Genomic DNA, 18,550 nt, shown 5'->3' with positions numbered 1-18,550 from the left:
CGATCGGACGGGGTTTTTCGTTGTCCTAGCGGCCCGCCGCGATCATCGCCTCAAGGCCCTCGCGCCAGCCCTGATACCGGGGCCGCCAGCCCAACTCCGCCTTGGCCTTGGCGTTCGAGAGTCGCTTTGAGTCACGGTAGAAGCGGCGCATGGCGTCCGAGACGGAGGGATCATCCAGATCGACCTCGGGCGGCAGGGGCAGGCCCAGCCGGCGCGCGGCGCCTTCGATGATCACATGGGCCGGCGACGGCTCGTCGTCGCACAGCGTATAGGCCGCGCCGGGATGTGGCCGCGCCATGGAGGCGAACAGGCCGGCGACGGCGTCGTCCACATGGATCCGGTTGAACACCTGCCCCGGCTTGCGGACGATCCGGGCGGTGCCGTCGCGCAGCTTGTCCAGCGGCGAGCGTCCCGGGCCATACAGGGCGGGCAGGCGGAACAGCTGGACCGTCAGCCCCATGCCCCGTCCGGCGTCCAGCCAGTCCCGCTCGGCCCGAACCCGGCGCGCGCCTTCCAGACTGGCGGCGTTCAGGGCGTCGTCCTCGAAGGCCCAGCCACCCGCGCGGTCGCCATAGACGGCGGTGGAGGAAACATAGCCGATCCAGTCCGGCCAGGCGCCCGAGGCGGTGATGGCGGGGATCAGGGCCTTCAGGCCGGGACAGCCGTCGGCGTCGGGCGGCGCGGTGATCAGAAGGGCCGTCGCAGCGCCGACAGCGGCGGCCAGCGCCGCCTCATCGGACGGATCGACCGCCACGATGCCCTGGGCGTCCAGCGCCTTGCGGGTATCGGGGTCTCGCGAGGTCGCGGCCGCGCTGCCGCCACGCCGGATGGCCTCCAGCGCCGCCGCCCGGCCCAGCCAGCCGCCGCCGAAGACCAGCAGCGAAACAGGCGGCGGAGCGGCGTCAGACATCAGACCTCAGGCGGACAGGGCGGGCGTGGGGGCTTGGCTTTTAGAGCTTACGGGGGAAACCGTGACGCTTTCGTTCTTCAGCGCTTCGGCGCGCTTCCCGTTCCAGCTGGAGACGCAGGGAATCTTGGAAACATCCGCCCGGTCGGCATAGCGGCGCGCGACCTCGGTGACATCGGCCATCAGCCCCTCGGCGAGGGTGATCGGCTTCAGGCCCAATTCCCTGAACTGGTCATTGGCCACGACCAGCTCGTTCTCGTCGGCTTCCTGACGCGGGTTGGGGACGTTATGGACCTCGGCGCCGGTCATGCCCGCCACCATGGCCGCCAGATCGCGGACGCGGCGGCTCTCGGTCATCTGGTTGAGGATCTTCACTCGCTCACCTGACTTCGGCGGGTTCTTCAGGGCCAGCTCGACGCAGCGGACCGTGTCCTGAATGTGGATGAAGGCCCGCGTCTGGCCACCCGTTCCGTGCACCGTCAGCGGATAGCCCAGTGCGCCCTGCATCAGGAAGCGGTTCAGCACCGTGCCGTAGTCGCCGTCATAGTCGAAGCGGTTGATCAGCCGCTCGTCCTTGCGGGTCTCCTCGGTCTGGGCGCCCCAGACGATGCCCTGGTGCAGGTCGGTGATCCGGACTCCGTCGTTCTTGGCGTAGAACTGGAACAGCAGGGCGTCCTGGGTCTTGGTCATATGGTAGATCGAGCCCGGGTTCGGCGGGAACAGGATCTCCTGTTCGGTCGGGCCGAAGTCGGTGTCCACCGTGACCTTCAGATAGCCCTCGGGGATGCGCAGGCCGGCGGTCGTGTAGCCATAGACGCCCATGGTGCCCAGGTGCGCCAGATGCACGTCCCGCCCGCTCTCGACGATGGCGGCGAGCAGGTGGTTGGTGGCGTTCAGATTGTTATCGACCGTGTACAGCTTGTGCCGGGCCGACTTCATCGAATAGGGCGCGGCGCGCTGCTCGGCGAAGTGGACGACGCTGTCGGGCGCCCAATCCCTGATAAGGGCGACGAGCCGGTCGAACTCCTTGCCGACCGTCATGTTGACGAACTCGATGGTCCTGCCCGAGACCTCCTGCCACGCGGCGATGCGCTCGCCCATGGTGCGGATCGGGGTCAGGGACTGCACCTCCAGCTCATTGTCGATGTTTCGACGGCTGAGGTTGTCGACGATGCAGACGTCCCAGCCACGCGCCGACAGATGAAGCGCGGTCGGCCAGCCGCAGAAGCCGTCGCCGCCCAGAACCAGTACGCGCATAGTCATCCTCGTCGTTGCGTGACGCCCTGCCTACCGGAACGCGGCGAGCCGTAAAAGCGGCGCCTTACCGCAGGTTCAACGGCGCGGGCGGGCTTTCCAGTCGGCTCGACTCTGCCCCCAGGCGTCCACCATGAACTCCGACAGGGGCGCGGGCAGCTGTGTACGACCCCGGTTTTTCGCTCCGAGACCCTCCGCCAGCCGCTGGGAGGGGGTGTTGTCCGGGTCGATGCAGTGGATCACATCGTCCCAGCCCAGCACGTCGAAGGCATAGTCCAGCGCCGCAGTGGCGGCCTCCAGACCATAGCCCCTGCCTTGGGCGTCCGGATGCAGGCCCCAGCCGACCTCTGTGCCCGGCCAGCCCTCGGGCTTCCACGGGCCGATCCGGCCCAGCCAAAGGCCGGTATCCCGCTCGATGACCGAAAACATCGAGACGCCGGTCAGGCTCCACGCCCCGGCCATGGTCATGAAGCCGCGCCAGGCCGCCGCCGGAGGCGTCACCCCGCCGAGGAAGCGCGACGCCTCCGGGTCAGCCATCATCTCGGCCCAGCGCGGGAAATCCTCCAGCGCGATAGGCCTCAGGGTCAGACGTTCGGTCTGGAGCACCGGTCCGGTCAAAGCAGATACTCCCGTTCGAGCTGATACTGGCTGCCGTCCGAGGTCAGGACACTGGAGTACAGGCCGAAGCGGTCGATGCGGATCGGCGGCGAATGCAGCAGGTTGTGGTTGGTGATCCAGGCGCCGACACGGGCCGGATCGGTCTGGGGCTTCAGATAGGCCAGTGTCAGGTGGGGCCGGTATTCGCGGCGCTCGATCTCGATCCGCGCCCGTTCCGCCGCCGTCCGACAGCGCCCCGCCAGCACGTTCAGCCGTTCGCTGGGGGCGACTCCAGCCCAGATCGTGTGGCTGCGGTGCGCGTCACCAAAGGCGCCGACGCCAGTCAGTTCGATCTCGAAGGCTCCGCCGCTCGCCGCCCGCTCCAGTTCGGCGGCCAGATCATCGGCCCTGCGCTCGTCGATCTCGCCGTAGAAGGCCAGGGTGATGTGCAGGTGGTCCTCGCCGCGCCATTTGGCGCCGGGCAGGCCGGTCTGGCGACGCTTCAGCGTCTCAGCCACATCGTCAGGGACGGAAAGGGCGGTGAACAGCCTGATCATGCGACCGTTGGTAGCGGGTCTGAACCCGAGCCCCAAGTCCGGTTTTCCTTGCGGAAGGGCCGGTCGCGCCCGATATTTGCTACAAAGGCCGGGCGTCCGCCCGGTTTAACGGAGGATCGAAACCGCGATGAGCGATTTCAGAAACGGCTATTCCCTTCCGCAGACCGCCGACATGTCGGTGGATGCGGGCCTGCGCAAGTTCATGCTGGGCGTCTACAACAAGCTGGCCATCGGCCTGGTGCTGGCCGGCGCCTTGGCGTGGGTGGTCGGCAATGTGCCGGCCGTGCAGCAACTGTTCTACGTGCAGACAGCCACCGGCTTCAGCATGACCCTGCTGGGCATGGGCATCCAGTTCCTGCCGCTCGTGCTGATCTTCGGTTCGATGTTCTTCATGAAGAACCCGACCGCCGCCGGCACCAACCTGCTCTATTGGGCGGTCGTGGTCTCCATGGGCGCCTCGCTGGGCTGGATCTTCCTGCGCTACACGGGTGAGAGCGTCGCCTCGACCTTCTTCATCACCGCAGCGGCGTTCGGCGGCCTTAGCCTGTTCGGCTACACCACCAAGAAGGACCTCAGCGGCATCGGTTCGTTCCTGATCATGGCCGTGATCGGCCTGATCATCGCCTCGGTTGTGAACCTGTTCCTGGGTTCGAGCATGCTCTACTGGATCATCACCTACGCAGGCGTCCTGATCTTCTCGGGTCTGATCGCCTATGACACCCAGCGCCTGAAGATGACCTACTACGCCATTGGCGGCGACCAGAACGCTCTGGGCGTGGCGACCAGCTACGGCGCCCTGAGCCTGTTCATCGACTTCGTGAACCTGTTCCTGTTCCTGCTGCGTATTTTCGGCGGTAACCGGAACTAAGGCCTCAAGCAGCGAGCCGCCGCGCGGGAAGCGTTAGGCCACTAAAAGAGAAGGCCCCGGAGCGATCCGGGGCCTTTTTCTATTCCACGACGGTGAACTTGCGGCTGTCGAACACCCGAAGGACCTGGGGCAGTTCCCGCCCCCGCTTCAGGACCATGCCGCCCTCGCCGATGACGGCCCACTCGCCCTGCTTCAGACGCAGGGCGGGGCGCTTCTCGATCCGGTAGACGGGGGCGTCCCCCGAGCGACGGAAGACGGCGAACTCGGCGACGTCCTTGTGGCCGATCATGGCGTAGTCGCGCCATTCGCCCTGAGCGACCATGCGGCCGTAGACCCTCAGGATCTGGTCCAGTTCCCGGCGGTCGAAGAAGACCGGACCGGCCTGCGGCTGGGCGTCGGCGGCATCGCTCATGCCTTTAATCTAGGCCGTTGCACGCCGGGCGCCAGTCCCCGGCCGGACCGGGGAAGATCGTGTCCGTAACGCCGCAATCCGAAGAAATCGCACCGAACACGAAAACGCCTCCGTTCCGCCCATCGCCCGCCCCCTTGGCAGGCGACACCGGTCACATCGGCTCGTCGGAGTTCGGAACGGTTCCGGATCCTGAACAGCCCCCCCAGCCCCCTGGAATTGTTCCATTCAAGGGCTTCGGCGGGCCGATGCTTCCTCCAAAGCGAGACGCCCGTTCAGCCACTCCCCCCAATCGGCCGAGCGGGCGTTTTGCTGTCCGGCGTCCGGACGTGACCCGGGCCGGAGCCCGGGCCTCATCGCATCACTGAAGGGTCAGACGCTCGGTCGAGCCGCCGCGCTGGACCGACAGGCGACGTTCGCCGGAGCCGTCCATGGCCTGTCCCAGAGCCGACAGGGTCGACACCGAACGGTTGTTGACCGAGCGGATGATGTCTCCCGCCACCAGACCGCCCGCCGCGGCGGACGACCCGCCCTCGACCGCGAAGACCTGAAGCCCGTCCTCGCCCTGGCGGATGGAAGCGCCGCGCGCCATGACCACCTCGGCGCCGATGCTGACCTGACGCTCGCCGGCGGCCTCGACGGTCAGGGTGGCGCGGCTCTCATGGCCGTCGCGCAGATAGACCAGCTCAAGCCGGGCGCCCGGCTCGGCCACGCCGATGGTCGCCTGAACGGTGCCGGCGTTGGACACCGGACGGGCGCCGATGCGGGTGATGACGTCGCCGCGACGCAGACCGGCCCGCTCGGCCGACGAGCCCGGCGCCACGTCCTCGACGATGGCGCCCCGGACAATGCCCAAGCCGAACTCACGCGACCGCTCGGCATTCAGCGAGCCCAGGATGGCGCCGGTCACGCCGCGCTTCACCTCGCCATGGGCGCGCAGCTGTTCCACGACGTACATCATGATCCGGCTGGGCACGGCGAAGGCGATGCCGTCGTTGCCGCCGCCGCCGCCCGACAGGATGGAGGTGTTGATGCCGATCAGCCGGCCCCGGCTGTCCAGCAGCGGGCCGCCCGAGTTGCCGGAGTTCACGGCCGCGTCGGTCTGGATGTAGTCCTCGATCCGGTCACCCATGCCCGAGCGGCCCAGGCCCGAGATGACGCCCATGGTCAGGGTCTGGTCCAGGCCCAGCGGATAGCCGACCGCGAAGGCCAGATCGCCGGTGCGCAGGTTGTCCGAACTGGCCACCTCGATCTGCGACAGGTCGGGGGCGGTGATCTGCAGCACCGCGATGTCGGTCGCCTTGTCCGCGCCGATCAGCACGGCGTCGAAGATCCGTCCGTCGGTCAGGTCGACCGTGAATTTCTGGCCGCCCTCGACGACGTGGTTGTTGGTCACGACGATGCCCTGGGCCGCATCGATCACCGCGCCGGAGCCGCTGGACGTCGGGCGGGGCTCGTTGTCGCCGGAGCTGGGGCCGGAGGACGATCCCAGCGTCGTCACCTGGACCACCGCCGGCAGGGCGCGCTCCAGATCGGTGGCGAAGGTGAAGACCCCGCGCTCGGCGTCATAGGGGATCGGCAGGGCCGTCTGGGCCGTCTGGGCCGTCTGGGCGGCGGCTGGAGCGGCGATCAGCAGGGGAGCAGCCATCACGATGGCGAGGACGGAAACCCCGCCGACCCGGAAGATGGTGCGCCGCATGCTCGTATCCCTTCAGTCTGATCCCGACCCTAGCGCGAGAATTGCGCCGTGACGACAGCCCCCGGACCGGCGTCATCAATCGTCATGGCCGCGCCGTGCCGTTTCAGGATGGCGCGGACGAAGGCCAGCCCCATGCCGTGGCTTTCGCGCCCCTCGGCGGTCGAGGCCGCGACGAGGGCCGCGGCGTCATCGCCCTCGCCCCGGAAGCCCGGCCCCTGATCGGCCACCGATAGACGGGGCTGTCCATCGTGCGTCGAGACTGTGAGGGTCACCACGCCGCCGTCGGGGGAATATTTGACCGCATTGTCCACCAGATTGGCGGTCGCCCGCTGCAGCAGCGTCCGGACCCCCAGCACCTCGACCGGCTCGGCCGCAATGTGGAAGGAGACACCACGCTCCTCGGCCAGCGGCTCGTACAGTTCGGCGCACTGGCGGGCCAGCACGTCCAGACGGACAGGTTCAAAGGCCCAGGCCTCGCCGTCGCGCAGGGCCATGGCCTCATTCATGGCGCGGGTCAGTTCCCGCAGATCCGCCCGCGCCTCGGCGACCAGTCGCTTCATCTCCGGCGTCGCGGCCGTCTCGCCCAGCTGCTCCAGCCGCGCGCTGGCGCGGGCGATGGGGGTGCGGAAATCATGGGCCAGCTGGTCGGCGGAATCCCTCAGCCAGGCCAGCAACTCCTCCAGACGATCCAGCGTCCGGTTCACATGGCCCGACAGCTCGGTCAGCTCGGGCGCCACCTCGGTCTCCGGCGCGCGCTCGGAGAAGTCGCCGACGGCGGCGCGGTCCAGCGCCACGCTGACCTTGGCTACGGCGCTGGTCAGACGACGGCGGGCGAAGGTGGCCGCGGCCAGACCGATGGCCAGCAGCAGCACCCCGGCCCCGATCACCGCCGCGACCGCCCAGCCCCAGGCGTCGCCCGACGCGTCCACGACCCGACCGACGGCGATGTCCAGCGCCCCCAGCGACCGGCGCACCACCACCACCTCGACGGGCCGTGACGGGCACAGCACGCCCTGCCCCAACCGCACCACATAGACGTCATCGCCCAGCCGGGGGGAGCGCTCGCCGCGCAGGGTCTCCAGTTCCGACAGGCCCGCCGGCTTGCCGACCGGGGCGCGGATGAAGCGCACCCCCGCCCCGCCGCGGCCGGTCTGGCAGGTCTCCTCCAGCGAGCGGGCCTCATTCTCCCGCGCCGGACCGTTCTGGAAGGCGGTCAGCCAGTTGGACAGATAGACCGCGTCGGCGGGGGACAGGTTGTCGCCGGTCATCCCCTCGACCCCCAGCTTGGAGGCCATGGCGCCGTAGTCGTCCAGCGCCGCCAGCGCCGCCTTCTCGCGCTGGTCCATCCGCACGGCGGCGCCGGTGATGGCCAGAGAACCGGTCAGCGCCAGAGCCGACAGGACGGCGATCCCCGCCGCCAGCTGCGTCGTGGTGCGGCGTCCCAGCCAGCCCCGGATTCGCCGCAGCGGCCCGCCCATGCGCGGCTCAGCCCGCCCGGTCGGACAGGTCGCGGAACACCAGGCTCTGGCTGCGCGCGGAGACGATCAGGGGGTGCAGATCCTCGCCCAGCTCGGGCGCCTGTTCCTTCAGACGGCGGCGCAGGGCGCTGATGCGCGCGTCGATGATGTTGACGAAATTGTCGGGCAGGAAGTTCCACTCCACCCAGCATCGGTCCCACAGCATGGTCTTGGTCACCGGCTGGCCCCGCGCGCTCAGCAGCTCGCAGACGATGGCGAACTCCAGCGGCGACAGGTCGATGACCCGCGTCTCCTCCGGCAGCTCCAGCTTCACCGTCCGGGCGCCGAAGGACAGGCGGAAGGGGCCGTTGACCAGATCGGCGTTGACCGGCTTCGCGCTCCGGGCGGCGCGGCGCAGCTGGGCGGCGATGCGGGCCAGCAGTTCCTCGTCCCCGACGGGCTTGGCCAGATAGTCGTCGGCGCCCTCCAGAAGGCCCTCGACCTTCTGCCGCTCGCCACCCAGCGCGGTCAGCATCAGGGCGGGGGCGTCGGCGGAGGGGCCGCTGGAGGCGCGCAGGCGCTTCAGGGTCTCCAGCCCGTCCAAGCCGTTGGTCATTCGGTCGAGGATCAGCACGTCATAGGATTGCGCCGCCGCAGCCTCCAGCGCGGCCTCGCCCCGGTCCACCCGGTCCACCGCCGCGAACCCGGCGCGCAGCAAGCGTTCGGCGACATGGGCGGACAGGTCCGGATCGTCCTCCAGCAGCAGGGCCGTGCGGCCCGCGAACACCTCGCGCAGTCGGGCGAAGGACTCATCCCCCGCGGTCGTCGCTTCACCATCCATGGGTCGCCTCCCGTCGCTCGAACGATAGGACGTTGAACCGCAATGGCAATGCTTCACGTCCCCGATCGGCACCCTGCCCTCGCGCGAGCGCGTGAGGGGCTGATTCTTCCTGACCGAACACTGATTGCGGAATGACGGGCGGATGCTACCGTCCCGGGCGGACAGGAGCTCCACGATGATCATTGCCGCCGCCCTCGCGCTCACGCTTCAGGCCACTACGCCATCCGGCGCCGTCATCCCCGGTTCAGCGGAACATCAGGCGGTGCTGGCGCCGGTCAACGCCGTGTTCGACGCCCTCGCCGCCCGCAATGCGGCGGGTCTGGACGCGCACTTCGACCCGGACGCCCGGCTGACGGTCGTGCATGAGCAAGCCGGCTCTGAAAGCCGCGTCACCCACATCACCCTGCAGCAGTTCGCCGGCGGGCTGGAGCCCGGGCCCGAGGCGCTGGAGGAGGTGATGCCGAACCCGACCGTCGCCATCGACGGCGATGTGGCCATGGTCTGGGGCCAGTATGTCTTTCGCATCGACGGACGACTGAGCCACTGCGGCGTCGATCACTTCAATCTGGTCCGGCAGGGCGGCGTCTGGAAGATCACCAGCCTGACCTGGAACCAGCGCACCACCGGCTGCGAGGCGCTGGACGCAGCGACGCGCGCGCGGTGACGCGCTCAAGCAGAATGCCGCCGCGCGGCAAGCGATAGCGCCACGAATGCGCTCAAGCAGCGAGGCTCCGCGAGCCGAGCGTTAGCGCGGCGCGAAGCGCCCTTTCTAAAAAGCGCTCTCGCCCGTGATCGCCCGACCCAGGATCAGGGCGTGGACGTCGTGGGCGCCTTCGTAGGTGTTGACCGTTTCCAGGTTCATGGCGTGGCGCATGACGTGCAGCTCGCCGGTGATGCCGGCGCCGCCGTGCATGTCGCGAGCCTCGCGGGCGATGGCCAGGGCCTTGCCGCAGTTGTTGCGCTTCATCATCGAGATGGCTTCCGGACACCAGTCGCCGTTGTCCAGACGACGGCCCAGCGCCAGCGCGCCCTCGAAGCCGAGGAAGATCTCGGTCTGCATGTCGGCCAGCTTCTTCTGCACCAGCTGGCGCGAGGACAGCGGGCGACCGAACAGCATGCGCTCGGCGACATAGTCGCGGGTGGCGTGGAAGCAGAACTCGGCGGCGCCCATGGCGCCCCACGAAATGCCGTAACGCGCCTTGTTCAGGCAGGAGAACGGCCCGCGCAGGCCCTTCACGTTCGGCAGCAGGTTCTCTTCCGGCACGAAGACGTCGTTCAGGCCGATGTCGCCGGTGATCGAGGCGCGCAGGGACAGCTTGTCGCCGATCTTGTCGGTGGTGAAACCGTCCATGCCACGCTCGACGATGAAGCCGCGGATGACGTCATCCAGCTTGGCCCAGACCACGGCCAGATCGCTGATCGGGCTGTTGGTGATCCAGTATTTGGCGCCGTTCAGGCGGTAGCCGCCCTCGACCTTGACCGCCTTGGTCTTCATCGAGGCCGGGTCCGAACCGCCATCGGCCTCGGTCAGGCCGAAGCAGCCGATCAGTTCGCCCGCCGCCATGCGCGGCAGGAACTTCATCTTCTGCTCTTCCGAGCCGAAGGCGTAGATCGGGTACATGGCCAGCGACGACTGCACCGACATGGCCGAGCGATAGCCCGAATCGACCGCCTCGATCTCGCGCGCGATCAGGCCGTAGGCGACATGGCTGGCGCCCGCGCCGCCGTACTGCTCGGGCAGGGTGGCGCCGAGGAAGCCCATCTCACCCATCTCGGTCATGATCGAGCGGTCGAAGGTCTCGTCCCGGAAGGCGGCAACCACGCGCGGCAGCAGTTTCTCGCGGGCATAGGCGCGCGCCGCCTCCTGGATCATCCGCTCGTCGTCGGTCAGGCGGCCGTCCAGATCCAGCGGGTCTTCCCAGCGGAAGGTCTTCTGGGGAGCGTTCGAGCCGTCGGCCATGGTGGTGTTTCCTGTCGGTGCGGGGTTCAGGCGATCGTGAGCATCCGTGACGATCAGCCCCCTGTTCTATTGCGCGGTTTAGGCCAGAATGGCGGTCGCGGGTAGAGGGAGCGCCCGCGGCAAGTCAGGTCACATCCACGATGCGCACGCTGAAACGCCTGTTCGCCGATCACCCCCGTGAAGTGGGCGAGAGCTATTTCGAGCACATGGGGCAGGCTCTGGGCTTCTGCCTGAAGCTGGCGCGCCTGTCCGGCTGCGCCCTGGCCCACGCCGTCGTGCCCGGCGTGCACAAGACGACCGTATCCGACGAGATCAAGCGCATGGCCCGCGAGATGGGCGGCCGCGCGGATGAAGCGCGGGAGTGTCGGATGCGCGATGCAGGCGTGTGGGACGTGGGTCTCTGAGGTTCGAGGGAAGAGGGTCGAGGGTCGAGGGTCGAAAGACGGTGATCACCGCGCCCGACTGTCGTACGACCTGATCCCATGACCGATGCTGCGCCCCCTCGCCCCTCGACCCTCGACCCTCGACCCGGCCCTCTCTCCGGCATCCGCGTCCTTGATCTCAGCCGCGTGCTGGCCGGCCCTTGGGCGACACAGACGCTGGCGGACCTCGGCGCCGAGGTGATCAAGATCGAGCGGCCCGGCGTCGGCGACGACACCCGCCAGTGGGGCCCGCCCTTCACGACGAAGGCCGACGGATCGAAAGGCGACGCCGCCTATTTCCTGTGCGCCAACCGCGGGAAGAAGTCGGTCGAACTGGACATCGCCTCGCCCGAGGGCGCCGCCGCCGTGCGCGAACTGGCCAAGACCTGCGACGTGGTGGTCGAGAATTTCAAGACCGGCGGCCTGCGGAAGTACGGCCTCGACTACGCAGGCCTGTCGGCGGTTAATCCGAAGCTGGTCTACTGCTCCATCACCGGCTTCGGTCAGGACGGGCCGGACGCCCACCGCGCCGGCTATGACTACATGATCCAGGCCATGGGCGGCCTCATGTCCATCACCGGCCAGCCGGACGGCGCGCCGGGGGCCGAGCCGATGAAGGTCGGGGTGGCGGTCGTGGACCTGTTCACGGGCCTCTACGCCTCCAACGCCATCATGGCCGCCCTGCTGCACGCCCGCGCGACCGGCGAGGGCCAGCACATCGACATCGCCTTGTTTGATGTTCAGGCGGCCATGCTGGCCAATCAGGCGGCCAACTACTTCGTTTCCGGCAAGGCGCCGACGCGGATGGGCAACGCCCACCCCAACCTGGCCCCCTACCAGCCCTTCCCGTGCAGCGACGGCATGGTGGTGATCGCGGTCGGCAACGACGGCCAGTATCGCGCCCTGTGTCTGGCGCTTGGCGTGGAAAGCCTCGGGACCGACGCCCGCTTCGCCACCAACGCCCAGCGGGTCGCGCACCGCGATGAGCTGACCCCCGCCCTCTCTGCACTGACCGGCAAGCACAGCATGAAGGCCCTGATGGCCATGCTGGAAGCCGCGGGCGTGCCCTGCGGACCGGTCAACACGATCGATCAGGTGTTCGAGGAGCCGCAGGCCGTGCATCGCGGGCTGGAGGTGCAGCAGACCCGCGAAGACCTCGACGGCCCGGTCCGCACGATCGCCTCGCCGATCCGCATGTCGAAAACCCCCGTCGCCTACGACCGCGCCCCGCCGGCGCTGGGAGCGGATACGGACGAGGTGCTGGGTGCGCTGAAGGGATAGCCGCCGGGCTACATGCAGACCCAGTCGTCGTAGGGCATCGGCGCGCGCTCCCAACCCGTCAGGGTCAACAGGATACCCAGCCCCACGGCGACGGCGAAAAGCACCGGTCCCAATCCACGCGGCCGGGCCGAACGAACGTCCTGGGCTTCCGCCGCCTCATCTTCAATCCCCTCCTCGCCGGCGCGAAGCCGGTCGAGCAGGGCGCGGGCCGCCTCGACCTGCTTGTCCGGCACGGACAGGTTCACGCCACCGAGCGCAAGCAGCGCCAGGGTGTTGGTCTTGGCGTGCTCCGCCCCGCCCAGCACCGGATCGAAGCCCTCGGATCGAAGCCGGGCGGCCGCGATCTCGGCTTCGTAGACGTCGGCGAAACGGGCGATCTCGGTGATGCTCATCACCTTCAGATGGTGACGCTTGTAGCCCAGACCAGTCTCGCCCACCCGAATTGAAAACGGCGGTCGCCCTTCGACGACCGCCGCTCCAGTGTCAGTCCGAAAGACCGGCCTTACAGGTCCAGCAGGGCCCGCGCCGGGTCTTCCAGCAGTTCCTTGACGCGGACCAGGAAGGTCACGGCTTCCTTACCGTCGACGATGCGGTGGTCGTAGCTGAGGGCGATGTACATCATCGGGCGGATCTTCACCTCGCCGTTGATGGCCATCGGGCGCTGCACGATGTTGTGCATGCCCAGAATGCCCGACTGCGGCGCGTTCAGGATCGGCGTCGACATCAGCGAGCCGTAGGTGCCGCCGTTGGTGATGGTGAAGGTGCCGCCCTGCAGCTGGTCCAGGGTCAGGCTGCCGTCACGAGCCGCCTTGCCCAGCGCGCCGATGCCCTTTTCGATACCGGCCAGCGTCAGCGCATCCGCATCGCGCAGGACCGGAACCACCAGACCCTTGTCGGTGCCGACGGCGACGCCGATGTCGTAGTGGTTCTTGTAGATGATGTCGGTGCCGTCGATCTCGGCGTTGACCGCCGGTATTTCGTGCAGGGCCTGCACCACCGCCTTGGTGAAGAAGGACATGAAGCCCAGCTTCACGCCGTGGCGCTTCTCGAACACGTCCTTGTACTGGGCGCGCAGGGCCATGACGTTGGTCATGTCCACCTCGTTGAAGGTGGTCAGCTGGGCGGCGGTGTTCTGCGATTCCTTGAGGCGACGGGCGATGGTCTGACGCAGGCGCGTCATCTTCACCCGCTCCTCGCGCGGCTGGTCGGCGCGCGGGGCGGCCGGAGCGGCGGCGGGCGCCGGAGCGGCGGCCGGGGCGGCCGAGCCGATGGCGGCGAGCGCGTCACCCTTGGTGATGTTGCCCTTCGGACCGGTGGCGGCGATGGCCTTCGGATCGAGGTTGTTCTCAGTGACCACGCGCTGGACGGCCGGCGACAGGTGCGGCGCATCCGGGCTGATCTGGGCCGAACCGGCGTTGGCGGAAGCAGCCGGAGCCGGAGCAGCGGCGGCCGGGGCGGCGCCCGAGGCGGCGATGCTGCCCAGTTGCTGGCCCGGGGTGACCGTCGCACCGGCGTCGGCGGTGATGGTCAGGACGCCCGCGGCCGGAGCCGAGACTTCCACGGCGACCTTGTCGGTCTCGATCTCGACCAGCAGTTCATCCTTGGCGACGGTGTCGCCCGACTTCTTCAGCCAGGTTCCGACCGAGCCCTCGGCGACGCTTTCGCCCATGGTCGGGACGTTGATCGAGACGGCTTCACCGCCCGAGGCGGCGGGCGCAGCAGCCGGGGCCGGAGCAGCGGCGGCCGGAGCGGCGTCAGCCTTCGGAGCGGTCGGAGCCGCGGCGGCGCCGCCTTCCGACACGACGCCGAGCACGGCGTTCGGAGTGACGGTGTCGCCTTCGGCGAACTTGATCTCGGCCAGCACGCCGTCCGACGGCGAGACGACCTCGAGCGAGACCTTGTCGGTCTCCAGCTCGACCAGGACTTCGTCCTTCTTCACCGGATCGCCGGCCTTCTTCGTCCACTTGCCGATGGTGGCTTCGGTGACGGATTCGCCGAGGGCGGGGGTGAGGATGTCGGCCATGGTCGGGTCCGGTTCTCTATCTGTGCGGTCAGTTATCTAGTCATTATCCCGGCGGCGGGGAAACCGCCGACCGGGACTTTGGTCTCAGGCGAAGGCGTCAGTCAGGAAGGCGTCGAGTTCCTTCAGGTGGCGGCTCATCAGACCCGCCGCCGTCGAGGCGGACGCCGGACGGCCGACATAGCGCGCGCGCTTGGCCTTCACGTCCAGCTTCTCGAGCGTCAGCTCGATCCACGGATCGACGAAGGTCCAGCCGCCCATGTTCTTCGGCTCTTCCTGGCACCAGACCAGTTCGGCGTTCGGGAAGCGCGCCAGCTCGGTCAGCAGCGACTTCATCGGCCACGGATAGAATTGTTCCAGACGCAGGATGTAGACGTCATCCACCGGCTTGCCGTCCTGGGCGTCCTTCTCGCGGCGCTCCAGCAGGTCATAGTAGACCTTGCCCGAGCACAGGATCACGCGGCGGATGTCCTTGTCCGCCTTGATCTTGATGCCGGCGACCTCCGGACGGGTCTGGGCGTCGTCGTGCAGTACGCGGTGGAAGGAGCTGCCCTCGGCCAGGTCGGCGATGCTGGACACCGCCTTCTTGTGACGCAGCAGCGACTTCGGCGTCATGATGATCAGCGGCTTGCGGAACGGCCGGTGCATCTGGCGACGCAGGATGTGGAAATAGTTGGCCGGGGTCGTGCAGTTGGCGACCTGGATGTTGTCCTCGGCGCAGGCCTGCAGGAAGCGCTCCAGACGGGCCGACGAGTGCTCGGGGCCCTGACCTTCGTAGCCGTGCGGCAGCAGCATGGTCAGGCCGCTCATGCGCAGCCACTTGCGTTCACCCGAGGTGATGAACTGGTCGATCACCACCTGGGCGCCGTTCACGAAGTCGCCGAACTGGCCTTCCCACATGACGAGGGTGTTAGGATCGGCCAGCGAGTAGCCGTACTCGAAGCCGAGCACCGCCTCTTCCGACAGGGCCGAGTCGATGACCTCGAAGTGGGACTGCTTGTCCGACAGGTTGTTCAGCGGGGTGTAGCGCTTCTCGGTCGTCTGATCGACGATGCCCGAGTGGCGCTGCGAGAAGGTGCCGCGCACCGAGTCCTGCCCCGACAGGCGGACCGGGAAGCCCTCTTCCAGCAGCGAACCGAAGGCGAGGCTCTCGGCCGTGGCCCAGTCGAGGTTCTGGCCGGTCGTGATCATCTCGCGGCGGCCGTCGATGACGCGCTTGAGCGTCTTGTGGATGTCCACGGCGTTCGGGATGGTCGTCAGGCGGTGGCCCAGATCGGTCAGCCTGGCGGCCGGCACGGCGGTCTCGCCGCGGCGCTCTTCGCCCTCGGCCAGACCGATGCCGGTCCACTGGCCATCCAGCCAGTCCGCCTTCTTGGCCTCGAACGCCTTGCCGGCGTCGAACTCGGCGTCGAGGAAGGCCTCGAAGCGGGCGACCTCGGCGTCCACCTCGGCCTGCGACACCACGCCCTCGGCCACCAGACGGGCGGCGTAGATCTCGCGCGTCGACGGCAGGGCGCGAATCTTCGAGTACATCAGCGGCTGGGTGAAGGTCGGATCGTCGCCTTCGTTGTGGCCGAAGCGGCGGTAGCAGAACATGTCCACCACCACGTCCTTGTGGAACTTCTGCCGGAACTCGGTGGCCACCTTGGCGGCGAAGACGACCGCTTCGGGATCATCGCCGTTCACGTGGAAGATCGGCGCCTGGACCATCAGGGCCACATCCGACGGATAGGGCGACGAGCGCGAGTTGCGCGGGCTGGTGGTGAAGCCGATCTGGTTGTTGATGACGAAATGCAGGGTGCCGCCGGTGCGGTAGCCCTTCAGTCCCATCAGGGCGAAGCATTCGGCCACGACGCCCTGACCGGCGAAGGCGGCGTCACCGTGGATCAGCAGCGGGATGACCTTGGACCGGTCCAGCGCCCACTCTTCTTCCGGCTTGCCGGCGTTGGCCTCGCGGATGTCGAAGGCCTGCTTGGCGCGCGACTTGCCCAGCACCACCGGGTTGACGATCTCGAGGTGCGACGGGTTGGCGGTCAGCGACAGGTGGACGGTGTTGCCGTCGAACTCACGGTCCGACGAGGCGCCCATGTGGTATTTGACGTCGCCCGAACCCTCGATGTCCGACGGGACGGTCGAACCGCCCTGGAACTCGTGGAAGATGGCGCGATAGGGCTTGCCCATCACGGCGGCGAGCGTGTTCAGGCGGCCGCGGTGGGCCATGCCGAAGACGATTTCGTCGACGCCGAGGTTGCCGCCGCGCTTGATGACCTGCTCCAGCGCCGGAACCATGGCCTCGCCGCCGTCCAGGCCGAAGCGCTTGGTGCCGGGGAAACGCTTGTGCAGGAAGCGCTCGAAGCCCTCGGCCTCGATCAGCTTGTTCAGGATCGCCAGCTTGCCTTCCTTGGAGAAGGCGTTCTGCTCGAACTTGTCCGGCCCTTCGAAGCGCTGCTGGAGCCAGGATTTCTCCTCCGGCTCGGCGATGTGCATGAACTGGATGCCGATGTGGCCGCAGTAGGTGCGCTTCAGAATCTCGAGGACCTGACGGATGCTGCCGGTCTGCAGGCCCAGCACGCCGTCCAGGAAGATCGGGCGATCCAGGTCGGCTTCCGAGAAGCCGTAGAATTCCGGGGTCAGTTCCGGGTTGTTGGTCGGCTGCTCGATGCCCAGCGGGTCCAGCGTCGCCTGCAGATGACCGCGCACGCGGTAGCTGCGGATCAGCATCAGGGCGCGGATGGAGTCGTGGGCGGCGGCGCGGATTTCGTCGGCCGAGGCGGCGGGAGCGGCGGCGGCGGGCGCGGCGCCCGGCTTGCCGGCGGCCTTGGGATCAGGCTTCGGCGCGGGCCAACGGCCGTCAAAGACGCCGGTCGCTTCGGTCGGCTCGGTCGTGACCGAACGGCCCCAGCCGCCGGCGGCGCCCGAAGCCTTCACCTGCTCGGCGTTGTCACGCAACTGGTCGAAGAAGGCGCGCCATTCGGCGGACACGTTCGCGGGATTGTCGGCCCACTTCTCGTGCAGATCCTCGATAAACGAGGCATTGGAGCCATACAGGAAGCTGGTCTCGGCAAAGACCTGGTTCAGCCGACCGGCATCGTCCGCCATTGTTCTCGTCACTATCCCTTTGGGTCGCGCGCGCCCGTCTGCACGGAGGCGACGGCGCTCATATAGGCGCTGTTTCCTTATGGGTCATGACCGAATAGCGGCGCTGGGGTCGAAATTCGCCCGAATTCCGAATTTTTCGCCCTCGATTTGTCCCAACCGCGAGACTTGTGCGACCGCCCGGGTCGGATCAGCCCGAACATGACCGGCCTCGCGCCGACAGCAAAAAGGGGCCCCCGCGAGGGAGCCCCTTGAGCAGACTATTCGTCAGGCAGATCAGCCCTTCAGGACTTCGACCAGGGTCTTGCCCAGACGCGCCGGCGACGGCGACATCTTGATGCCCGCGGCCTCCATGGCGGCGATCTTCGACTCCGCGTCGCCCTTGCCGCCCGACACGACCGCGCCGGCGTGGCCCATGGTGCGACCCTTCGGCGCGGTGCGGCCCGCGATGAAGCCGGCCATCGGCTTCTTGCGGCCCTTCTTCGCTTCGTCGATCAGGAACTGGGCGGCGTCTTCTTCCGCGCCGCCGCCGATTTCGCCGATCATGATGATCGAGGTGGTCTCTTCGTCGGCCAGGAACATCTCCAGCACGTCGATGAACTCGGTGCCCTTGACCGGGTCGCCGCCGATGCCGACGGCCGTCGTCTGGCCCAGGCCTTCGTTCGAGGTCTGGAACACGGCTTCATAGGTCAGGGTGCCCGAACGCGACACGATGCCGACGTTGCCCTTCTTGAAGATCGAGCCCGGCATGATGCCGATCTTGCACTCTTCCGGGGTCAGGATGCCCGGGCAGTTCGGGCCCAGCAGACGCGACTTCGAACGGTCCAGACGGGCCTTCACGCGCACCATGTCCAGCACCGGGATGCCTTCGGTGATGCAGGTGATGAAGGGGATCTCGGCGTCGATGGCCTCGATGATGGCGTCGGCGGCGCCTGCCGGCGGCACGTAGATGACCGAGGCGTCGGCGCCGGTGCGCTCCTTGCCTTCGGCGACCGAGGCGAAGATCGGCAGGCTTTCACCGTTGGCGCCGGTCCAGGTCTCGCCGCCCTTCTTGGGGTGGATGCCGCCGACCATCTGGGTGCCGTAGTAGGCCAGCGCCTGTTCGGTGTGGAAGCTGCCGGTCTTGCCGGTCAGGCCCTGGACCAGGATCTTGGTGTTCTTGTTGACGAGGATGGACATGGA

The 18,550-nt window shown here is 68.0% G+C and carries 17 protein-coding genes; 4 read left to right on the top strand and 13 right to left on the bottom strand.

Annotation, left to right across the window (positions count from 1 at the left end):
• Positions 1 to 25: 25 nt before the first annotated feature.
• From ACFQQC_RS05290 to thpR, 4 genes are all read right to left on the bottom strand, one after another.
• Positions 26 to 910: an SDR family NAD(P)-dependent oxidoreductase gene (locus ACFQQC_RS05290; protein ID WP_376860379.1), complete on the bottom strand. Its 885-nt coding sequence runs from the start codon at positions 908 to 910 to the stop codon at positions 26 to 28.
• Positions 911 to 916: 6 nt separating this feature from the next.
• Entirely contained in the window at positions 917 to 2,164 is a 1,248-nt protein-coding gene (locus ACFQQC_RS05285; protein WP_376860377.1) for an NAD-dependent epimerase/dehydratase family protein, read from the bottom strand.
• 75 nt (positions 2,165 to 2,239) lie between these two features.
• Positions 2,240 to 2,779 (bottom strand): GNAT family N-acetyltransferase, encoded by a 540-nt coding sequence (locus tag ACFQQC_RS05280; protein WP_376860375.1) that lies wholly within the window; start codon positions 2,777 to 2,779, stop codon positions 2,240 to 2,242.
• The gene (gene thpR, locus ACFQQC_RS05275; protein ID WP_376860373.1) at positions 2,776 to 3,315 is read right to left on the bottom strand and encodes an RNA 2',3'-cyclic phosphodiesterase; all 540 of its coding nucleotides are present in this window, start codon (positions 3,313 to 3,315) and stop codon (positions 2,776 to 2,778) included. Before thpR ends, ACFQQC_RS05280 begins: the two co-directional genes overlap by 4 nt.
• A 127-nt stretch (positions 3,316 to 3,442) precedes the next feature.
• Between thpR and ACFQQC_RS05270 the strand changes: the two genes are divergently transcribed.
• Positions 3,443 to 4,183: a Bax inhibitor-1/YccA family protein gene (locus tag ACFQQC_RS05270; protein WP_376860371.1), complete on the top strand. Its 741-nt coding sequence runs from the start codon at positions 3,443 to 3,445 to the stop codon at positions 4,181 to 4,183.
• Between the two features lie 79 nt (positions 4,184 to 4,262).
• Here the strand turns inward: ACFQQC_RS05270 and ACFQQC_RS05265 are convergent, their stop codons facing one another.
• The 4 genes from ACFQQC_RS05265 to ACFQQC_RS05250 all read right to left on the bottom strand — a co-directional run bounded on the left by ACFQQC_RS05265 (position 4,263) and on the right by ACFQQC_RS05250 (position 8,589).
• Entirely contained in the window at positions 4,263 to 4,595 is a 333-nt protein-coding gene (locus tag ACFQQC_RS05265) for a DUF2794 domain-containing protein (protein ID WP_376860369.1), read from the bottom strand.
• Positions 4,596 to 4,953: 358 nt separating this feature from the next.
• Positions 4,954 to 6,291 carry a trypsin-like peptidase domain-containing protein gene (locus ACFQQC_RS05260; protein ID WP_376860367.1) on the bottom strand — a complete coding sequence of 446 codons (1,338 nt, stop codon included), beginning with the start codon at positions 6,289 to 6,291 and terminating at the stop codon, positions 4,954 to 4,956.
• Positions 6,292 to 6,320: 29 nt separating this feature from the next.
• Positions 6,321 to 7,769, bottom strand: a complete 1,449-nt coding sequence (locus ACFQQC_RS05255; RefSeq protein ID WP_376860365.1) for an ATP-binding protein — start codon at positions 7,767 to 7,769, stop codon at positions 6,321 to 6,323.
• Between the two features lie 7 nt (positions 7,770 to 7,776).
• A complete protein-coding gene (locus ACFQQC_RS05250) occupies positions 7,777 to 8,589 on the bottom strand; it encodes a response regulator transcription factor (protein ID WP_376860363.1) in 813 nt (270 codons plus the stop codon).
• 175 nt (positions 8,590 to 8,764) lie between these two features.
• On the opposite strand from ACFQQC_RS05250, the gene ACFQQC_RS05245 reads away from it, so the two are divergent.
• Positions 8,765 to 9,253: a nuclear transport factor 2 family protein gene (locus ACFQQC_RS05245; RefSeq protein ID WP_376860361.1), complete on the top strand. Its 489-nt coding sequence runs from the start codon at positions 8,765 to 8,767 to the stop codon at positions 9,251 to 9,253.
• Between the two features lie 105 nt (positions 9,254 to 9,358).
• On the opposite strand, the gene ACFQQC_RS05240 is transcribed toward ACFQQC_RS05245, so the two are convergent.
• Positions 9,359 to 10,549 (bottom strand): acyl-CoA dehydrogenase, encoded by a 1,191-nt coding sequence (locus tag ACFQQC_RS05240; RefSeq protein WP_376860359.1) that lies wholly within the window; start codon positions 10,547 to 10,549, stop codon positions 9,359 to 9,361.
• Between the two features lie 140 nt (positions 10,550 to 10,689).
• Between ACFQQC_RS05240 and ACFQQC_RS05235 the strand changes: the two genes are divergently transcribed.
• Both ACFQQC_RS05235 and ACFQQC_RS05230 read left to right on the top strand, forming a co-directional pair.
• Entirely contained in the window at positions 10,690 to 10,953 is a 264-nt protein-coding gene (locus ACFQQC_RS05235; RefSeq protein ID WP_376860358.1) for a DUF6356 family protein, read from the top strand.
• A gap of 78 nt (positions 10,954 to 11,031) precedes the next feature.
• Positions 11,032 to 12,252 carry a CaiB/BaiF CoA transferase family protein gene (locus ACFQQC_RS05230; RefSeq protein ID WP_376860356.1) on the top strand — a complete coding sequence of 407 codons (1,221 nt, stop codon included), beginning with the start codon at positions 11,032 to 11,034 and terminating at the stop codon, positions 12,250 to 12,252.
• 8 nt (positions 12,253 to 12,260) lie between these two features.
• Here ACFQQC_RS05230 and ACFQQC_RS05225 read toward each other — a convergent pair whose 3' ends face one another.
• The 4 genes from ACFQQC_RS05225 to sucD form a co-directional block, all read right to left on the bottom strand.
• Positions 12,261 to 12,689: a putative signal transducing protein gene (locus ACFQQC_RS05225; protein WP_376860354.1), complete on the bottom strand. Its 429-nt coding sequence runs from the start codon at positions 12,687 to 12,689 to the stop codon at positions 12,261 to 12,263.
• A 65-nt stretch (positions 12,690 to 12,754) separates the two neighbouring features.
• Positions 12,755 to 14,275, bottom strand: a complete 1,521-nt coding sequence (gene odhB, locus ACFQQC_RS05220; protein ID WP_376860352.1) for a 2-oxoglutarate dehydrogenase complex dihydrolipoyllysine-residue succinyltransferase — start codon at positions 14,273 to 14,275, stop codon at positions 12,755 to 12,757.
• A gap of 84 nt (positions 14,276 to 14,359) precedes the next feature.
• Positions 14,360 to 17,371, bottom strand: a complete 3,012-nt coding sequence (locus ACFQQC_RS05215; RefSeq protein WP_376860350.1) for a 2-oxoglutarate dehydrogenase E1 component — start codon at positions 17,369 to 17,371, stop codon at positions 14,360 to 14,362.
• Between the two features lie 273 nt (positions 17,372 to 17,644).
• Positions 17,645 to 18,547: a succinate--CoA ligase subunit alpha gene (gene sucD, locus ACFQQC_RS05210; RefSeq protein WP_376860348.1), complete on the bottom strand. Its 903-nt coding sequence runs from the start codon at positions 18,545 to 18,547 to the stop codon at positions 17,645 to 17,647.
• Positions 18,548 to 18,550: the final 3 nt, after the last annotated feature.

Origin of the sequence: Brevundimonas sp. GCM10030266 (genome assembly GCF_042666595.1) — a bacterium.
GTDB lineage: Bacteria > Pseudomonadota > Alphaproteobacteria > Caulobacterales > Caulobacteraceae > Brevundimonas.
The sequence above is the reverse complement of the archived record's forward strand: the minus strand, read 5'-3'. Positions and strand labels throughout refer to the sequence as shown.